Here is a 6,412-nt window from a genome sequence, read left to right as displayed (position 1 = left end):
TGGCCTTCATGGGCATCGCCGATTGCATGCCCATGCTGCATGGTTCTCAGGGCTGTACCGCCTTTGGCCTGGTGCTTTTTCAGCGGCATTTTAACGAGGGTATACCCATGCAGACCACCGCCATGAGTGAAGTGGCGACGGTCATGGGCGGGCTGGATAATATCGGTATCGCTATTCTCAGTATTCAGCAGCGCACCAAACCAGCCATTATCGGCATCTGTTCCACCGGCGTCACCGAGACCAAGGGCGATGATGTGGATGGTTATCTCAAAAACTTTCGCGCCAGCCATCCCGAACTGGATCAGCTAGCCCTGGTTTATGTCTCTACCCCGGATTTCAAGGATGCTTTTCAGGACGGCTGGGCCAAGGCTGTGGAGGGCATGGTGAAGGGGTTGGTCGAACCCAGCAGTGCGCGCCGGGAGGGTTCCGTCAATTTCCTCGTGGGGTCCCATCTCACCGCTGCGGACATCGAAGAACTCCGGGAGATCAGTGAATCCTTCGGGCTGGAGGCGACCATTCTGCCTGATATTTCCGGGTCTATGGATGGCCACATTCCGGACGACTTCACACCCAATACCCTGGGCGGCACTCCAGTGGATGCCATCCGGCGCATGGGCGAAGCGGAACTGACCATTGCCCTGGGCGAACAAATGCGTCCTGGGGCAGAAGCCTTGATGACCAAGACCGGTCAACCTTATGTGCTCTTCGATCGCATTACCGGCATCGAAGCGACGGATCAGCTGTTGGATTGCCTGAGTCAGTTGAGCGGACAACCGGTGCCCGGCAAATATCGTCGGCAACGTAGTCAGTTGATCGACGCCATGCTCGACAGCCATTTTTTCTTCGGGGGCAAAAAAATCGCCATCGGCGCCGAGCCGGATCTGCTCTGGAATATCGGATCATGGTTCAACGAAATGGGGGCGATCATCACCGCCGCAGTGACCACCACCCACTCGCCGCTGCTCGAACAGATGCCTTGTGAAGAAGTGCTTATTGGTGATCTGGAAGACCTGGAGGCGCGGAGTGCCGGATGTGACTTGCTCATCACCCACTCCCATGGACGGCAGGCGGCGGCGCGCCTGGATATCGCTTTCCTGCGCATGGGGCTGCCTATTTTTGACCAACTCGGCGCCGCCCATCGGTTGTCCCTCGGCTATCGCGGCGCCCGCGATCTGACCTTCGAGATCGGCAACCTGTTAATGGCGCAGGAAGAGGAAAATCGTCCGGATAGTTGGCCATTACCCATGGAGGATCACGATGCACATGCGCCGTTTGCGTTTGGTTAAGGACGCGGAACGCAGTAGTCATTTTTTATCTGGCCAAAGCCCGGGAGGCGCCATGAAAGTCGCATTTTCAACTCAGGATATGCAGAGAGTCGATGCCCATTTCGGCTGGGCGAAAAACATCGCCATTTATGAACTCAGTGCAGAAGGACATCATTTTCTGGAGGCTGTGCAATTTGATGGTGAACTTGCCGAGGATGGCAACGAAGATAAGTTGGCCCCCAAGCTGGAAGCCATCAAGGATTGCGCCATTTTATATGTGGCCGCTATTGGCGGCTCCGGTGCGGCGCGGGTGGTGGCCATGAAAATTCATCCCATCAAGGTGAATGAACCGGAACCCATCAATGAAATACTCGACAAGCTGCAGGTCGTATTACAGGGCACTCCACCCCCATGGCTGCGCAAAGTCATGAACAAGGGTGCGGAAAAAGCGTTTAATTTTGATGATAAAGAGGAGTTAAGTCATGCCTGAGAATACTGCGGTGGCGGCGGTTTTGCCGGAAGAGTCCCTGTTTTTCCGCGAACTGGTCAAGCAGTGGCGGGCACAGGATAGCTATGGTGCCTGGGAAAAAAAGTCCGATACCGGACTGCTGGCGCCTTATGTGCTGGATAAGGAACAACGTCGGGCGATACCCATTATTGGCGATCCCGATCCCGAAATACTTTGGCGGGTGGAACTTTTTTATAACGCCGTTGGGTTGGCTACGGAGCGTGCTTCCGGAGTCATGGTATCTCCCATGATGAAAATGAGTCATGAAGGCTTTGGCCGCATGGTGCTGATTGCCGGACGGTTGGTCGTCGTCAATAAACAGTTGCGCGACGTGCATCGTTTTGGCTTTCCCAGCATGGAAAAACTGGCCGAGGAAGGTGACAAACTGGTGGCAGGCGCCCTGGAAATGATCGAAAAATTTCCGGAGGTGGCTCGCTTTTGACCCTTGAACCAGCATAGAGCTCACGCTTATGGTTCATCAGCGCAGAGGAGTATGACGCCATGTCCGTATTAATGGAGATGTTACCGGTAGTAGAGGAACAGACCAATCACTGGGAGTTGATTGTGGACGAAAAAGACGCGTTGAAAACAGAAATCAAACGGCTCAATGCCCAGGCCACCCAGGCCAAAATGGATCTTCACGATCTCGCCGAAGATTTGCCCATCGGCTGGGAGAATATTCTGGAACTGGCGAATCGCACCTATGCCGCCTACCGCGATTTGACCGCGGCCAGGGCGCGGCTCGCATCATTTCCCGGAGGATAATGCCATGTCCGACATAACCGGCATCACCAAGGGTGGGCTCGGCTGGACACCCCAGTTTGTCGAGCATATCAATGAAGAAAAGTGCATCGGTTGTGGGCGCTGTTTCCGCGCCTGCGGTCGGGATGTGCTGAACCTTATTGGTATCACTGAAGACGGGGAGCTGGTGGCGGCGGACGATGACGAGGCGGAACGCAAATTCATGACCATTGCCCATCCGGAAAAATGCATTGGCTGCGAGGCCTGCTCCCGAGTTTGCCCCAAGGACTGCTATACCCACGCTTCCATGTCCATGTCCATGTCCATGGCGGTCAGCGTCTCGGCGTAGCGCTTCAGGGGGGAATGCATCAATGAAGACTGCCATATATGACATTCTGATGTCCGGTCGCAACCCGGATGAGGCATTCTCCGATGCACGTTTTTTTGCGCTGTGTATCAGCCATCGCGCCATGGCACGCAAGGGCAACATCAGCATGGCGCTTGGCCTGGAGATCAGGCAATTGAGCCATCTGTTTTCTCGTTATTTCCCGCGGATAGAGGCATCGCGCTCGACCGCACAATGCACGAAGGCCTATCTCCATAACGCTGCAGGCGGTACTTTTCTGTGTCAATGTCTGGGGAAAGAAAACCAGGCATCCATGCGCAATGAGGAAACCGGCGATCTGGTTAAACTCCTGCTGGATCACTGTGCCGGCGTTAATCAGAGCACAGAATGGGTAGCTGCCATTCTCGCGGCGGGCTGCCTGGGCGATGATCACTTGTGGCAGGACCTGGGACTGACAAGTCGTGAGGACCTCAGTGACATTATTAAACATCATTTTCCGCGACTGTATTTCAAAAATGCCGGCAATATGAAATGGAAGAAATTCTTTTATAAGCAGTTGTGTGACCAGGCTGAGGTCCGCCTCTGTCAGGCACCCAGCTGCAATGTTTGCAATGATTATGCCCAGTGCTTCGGCCCGGAAGATGCCAGTGCTTGGAACCTGCTGGCTGCCCAGGGCTAAAAACCCATAAGCATCCGCAACCTGATCAGGTTGCAATATTTTATCTCTACCTATACGGAGTCATTTATGTCCATCAGCATCGAACAAAGCGCATTTGCAGGGCTCGACACTCAGAAAAGACTGCTGAACCAGGTATTCAAGGGAGAACTGAATGCGCAGGGACGCTTTGGTTTCCGCGGCGAACTGGCTATCAAATTTGCCACCGCCGTGGCCGATGAAGCACGTCCACCGGAACTCCTCGCGCAGCAAGTCATCAGTTCGGCAGAGCCGGGCGCCAAAAAGATTTCTTTTTTATCGTGCTATCTTCTGTCTTTTGGTTATCTGGATGCACTGGTAACGGCACTGGCCGAATATCTGGAACCCTCCGCTAAGTATTTTATTTACTGCAATAATATCGACTTCAGCAAACGTTATCATCTGGAATACAAGGGTATCCCATTTTATATCCTGCCGTTGGATGAGGCGACGGTCTACAACGAACTGCTGGACTTGTTCGGACTGGAACGCAACGATCTCAAAAGGCTCGACACGGCGGGCAAAATCAACCGCATCGCCGAGAGTGCCTTGCAATACAGTAGCGTATTCCCCGAGATCAGTTATGCAGACTGCCTGGCGGGTATGGGTCCGGTACGTGATCCCGGTGAAAACCGGCCCGTATAAGCGTTTTTCCACTGTTTTAGCGAAAACTCTGACGCTCAACGGTTATATGATGTAGGCAGCCATTACTATTTATGGTTTAGGGCCTAAAAAAGCCACCCTCGATCTTTCGGGGTGGCTTTTTTGCTTTGAGAAAGTCGCCGCAAACGTTCGGTATCCATATTTATCGGTATCTCCTATGTAAACGATAAATAATTCCAATTTGCCCTATGGAATTATTTGGGGCATTATCGCTGCACACCTTCCGAAAGATCAATCCAACCGAACCGTGAACACCGTATCAACAAGAGCCCCTATAAACCCAGCACCTCTCGATGCAGGTATGTTGCTCGCGCTTAACCTCACCATTGGACTGGGCCACTTCCTGGTATTGTTTAATACAGGCGCATATCTGCCGATGATCCCGCGCGTGGCGGGCAGCCTTGGAGTCGATCCGGTCTATGTGGACTGGACGCAGGCGAATTTTTTCCTGGCGATGGCGCTGGCTTTCCCCACGGCAGCGTGGTTTCTGAATCGCTGGGGGGAAATGCGGAGTTTATTAGGCGCATTTCTCGCCTTCGCTCTTGCGTCCGCAGTATGCGCAGTGTCTCATGACTATGGCTGGTTTCTGGCATCACGCATGGTGCAGGGGTATGCCGGTGGTATCACCATACCTCTTTCGCTCGGTGTGCTTCTGAGGCACTATGCGCCGCCCCGGCGTAACATTGGCCTCACGCTGTGGGGAATGGCCGCTATCACCCCCTTTACCCTCGGCCCGGTGCTGGGTGGTTGGATCACCGACACCTGGGGGTGGCGCTGGTTGTTTTATCTCAATACTCCCGTAGCGATAGCCGTCGCCTTGATTATCGCGATTATTCTGGCGGGGCGTGAAATAGAGCATCGCCATCCCGGTTTGGACTGGGTGGGTTTGCTCCTGCTTTTGATTGGTGTTGGCGCGTTTCAGTCTGCCCTCAATCTTGGTGAAATAGATGATTGGTTACGGTCAACCACCATCATCGGCCTGTTGCTCACCGGCGCAGCCGCCCTGATTTACTTCGCGGTTTGGGAATGGAACAGTGCGCATCCGTTACTGGAATTACGCTTTCTGAGACGCCGCAATTTTCTTGTCGGTGGACTGGGGCTATTTCTTACAGCGCTTTGTTTCCAAGGTGCCATGGCACTCTACATCGTACAGTTTCAGTTGATGTTGGGTTATAGCGCATGGCTGGCGGGGTTGCTGCTGCTGCCCTTGGCGCTATTTTCCAAATTGACGTCCATGTTGACGCATCGCTATATCCACCGACTGGATGCGCGCTTCGTCGGCTTCATTGCGCTCACTGGATTCTCCATTGGGAGTTTTTGGGTTTCTTCTTACAGCCGGCCCGCTTCGCTGGACGAACTCTTATGGCCTCAGGCAATGGCAAGTCTCTTTCTTGGTGCCCTCTTTCCCCCATTTGCTGCTATTGCCTTGTCAGGCCTTCGGGGCACGGCCGAAATGCGGGGTGGTGCTTTTTTGAATCTCCTGCGCGTTTCCGGGCAGGCCATGGGAATACCCATAGTGGGGGCGCTGTGGGATCGCCGTCGGATATTGCATCGCCACTTTCTGAGAGAAGGCAACGCCATGACCCGAGAGCAACTCGGGTCCGCGCAACACATATTGCAGCGCCAGGGCATCGCGCCCGAGGCAACGCACCATTTGATCATCAACAGAATCGATCATCAGGCGGCGCTCTTGGCTTTTAACGAAATTTTTCATTTTGCCGGCTGGGCTTTTCTCCTGCTCGGCGTGGTGCTGTTACTCGCGAAGCGAGTGACCTTTGCTGAACCCGATGCGGGCACCCGCCTAGCCATGGAGGAAATGGTGGAACCGTGAAAAAGCAGATTATCCTTCTGTCCGGTATCTTGCTGATCGGTGCCTGCGCACGACTTCCGCGACATCTGCCAGGCGGTAAAATGGGGCAGAAAACGCAGATCAGCAAAACCTTGGCTCAATATAATGGCCAGTTCGGCATAACAGCGGGTGCCTGGCCGCAAAACGATTGGTGGAAAGCGGCGGGCATCCCTGCCCTGAATGCATTGGAGAAAGACGCTCTACGAAACAATCCTGACTTGCAGATAGTCAGCACCCGCATCCTGGCGGCGCGTGCAACAGTGGCTGCTCAGCACGCCAGCCTGTTGCCACATATCTCGGCGGGTGCCTCTACCACGCAGGAATATTTCTCCAAACAGGGACTGCA

Annotated in this window: 9 protein-coding genes; all 9 read left to right on the top strand. The window is 54.1% G+C overall.

Annotated elements, in window-relative coordinates; translation table 11 throughout:
- Positions 1-1,286, top strand: a 1,286-nt coding sequence (gene nifN, locus HF921_RS11235; protein WP_215893829.1) for a nitrogenase iron-molybdenum cofactor biosynthesis protein NifN, incomplete at its 5' end; no start/stop codon positions are given.
- 52 nt (positions 1,287-1,338) lie between these two features.
- Complete coding sequence (gene nifX, locus HF921_RS11230; protein WP_215893828.1) at positions 1,339-1,755, top strand: nitrogen fixation protein NifX; 417 nt, start codon at positions 1,339-1,341, stop codon at positions 1,753-1,755.
- Complete coding sequence (locus HF921_RS11225) at positions 1,748-2,215, top strand: NifX-associated nitrogen fixation protein (protein ID WP_215888772.1); 468 nt, start codon at positions 1,748-1,750, stop codon at positions 2,213-2,215. Before nifX ends, HF921_RS11225 begins: the two co-directional genes overlap by 8 nt.
- Before the next feature lie 59 nt (positions 2,216-2,274).
- Entirely contained in the window at positions 2,275-2,538 is a 264-nt protein-coding gene (locus HF921_RS11220; protein WP_215850445.1) for a CCE_0567 family metalloprotein, read from the top strand.
- Between the two features lie 4 nt (positions 2,539-2,542).
- Positions 2,543-2,863, top strand: a complete 321-nt coding sequence (gene fdxB, locus HF921_RS11215; RefSeq protein ID WP_215893827.1) for a ferredoxin III, nif-specific — start codon at positions 2,543-2,545, stop codon at positions 2,861-2,863.
- 22 nt (positions 2,864-2,885) lie between these two features.
- Positions 2,886-3,539 (top strand): nitrogen fixation protein NifQ, encoded by a 654-nt coding sequence (locus tag HF921_RS11210; RefSeq protein WP_215892732.1) that lies wholly within the window; start codon positions 2,886-2,888, stop codon positions 3,537-3,539.
- Between the two features lie 66 nt (positions 3,540-3,605).
- Complete coding sequence (locus HF921_RS11205) at positions 3,606-4,199, top strand: hypothetical protein (RefSeq protein WP_215892731.1); 594 nt, start codon at positions 3,606-3,608, stop codon at positions 4,197-4,199.
- Between the two features lie 319 nt (positions 4,200-4,518).
- The gene (locus tag HF921_RS11200) at positions 4,519-6,048 is read left to right on the top strand and encodes a DHA2 family efflux MFS transporter permease subunit (RefSeq protein ID WP_215893826.1); all 1,530 of its coding nucleotides are present in this window, start codon (positions 4,519-4,521) and stop codon (positions 6,046-6,048) included.
- Positions 6,045-6,412 (top strand): TolC family protein (locus HF921_RS11195; RefSeq protein WP_215861929.1); only part of this gene is annotated, 368 nt, incomplete at its 3' end. The genes HF921_RS11200 and HF921_RS11195, both read left to right, overlap by 4 nt.

Origin of the sequence: Acidithiobacillus ferriphilus (assembly GCF_018854775.1) — a bacterium.
Taxonomy (GTDB): Bacteria; Pseudomonadota; Gammaproteobacteria; order Acidithiobacillales; family Acidithiobacillaceae; genus Acidithiobacillus; species Acidithiobacillus ferriphilus.
This window is presented reverse-complemented; position numbering and strand designations above follow the sequence as displayed.

Coding starts and splice junctions, on each gene's coding strand:
- HF921_RS11220 (WP_215850445.1), top strand. CDS start 2,275: ATGTCCGTATTAATGGAGATGTTACCGGTAGTAGAGGAACAGACCAAT.
- HF921_RS11210 (WP_215892732.1), top strand. CDS start 2,886: ATGAAGACTGCCATATATGACATTCTGATGTCCGGTCGCAACCCGGAT.
- HF921_RS11225 (WP_215888772.1), top strand. CDS start 1,748: ATGCCTGAGAATACTGCGGTGGCGGCGGTTTTGCCGGAAGAGTCCCTG.
- HF921_RS11200 (WP_215893826.1), top strand. CDS start 4,519: ATGTTGCTCGCGCTTAACCTCACCATTGGACTGGGCCACTTCCTGGTA.
- HF921_RS11205 (WP_215892731.1), top strand. CDS start 3,606: ATGTCCATCAGCATCGAACAAAGCGCATTTGCAGGGCTCGACACTCAG.
- nifX (WP_215893828.1), top strand. CDS start 1,339: ATGAAAGTCGCATTTTCAACTCAGGATATGCAGAGAGTCGATGCCCAT.
- fdxB (WP_215893827.1), top strand. CDS start 2,543: ATGTCCGACATAACCGGCATCACCAAGGGTGGGCTCGGCTGGACACCC.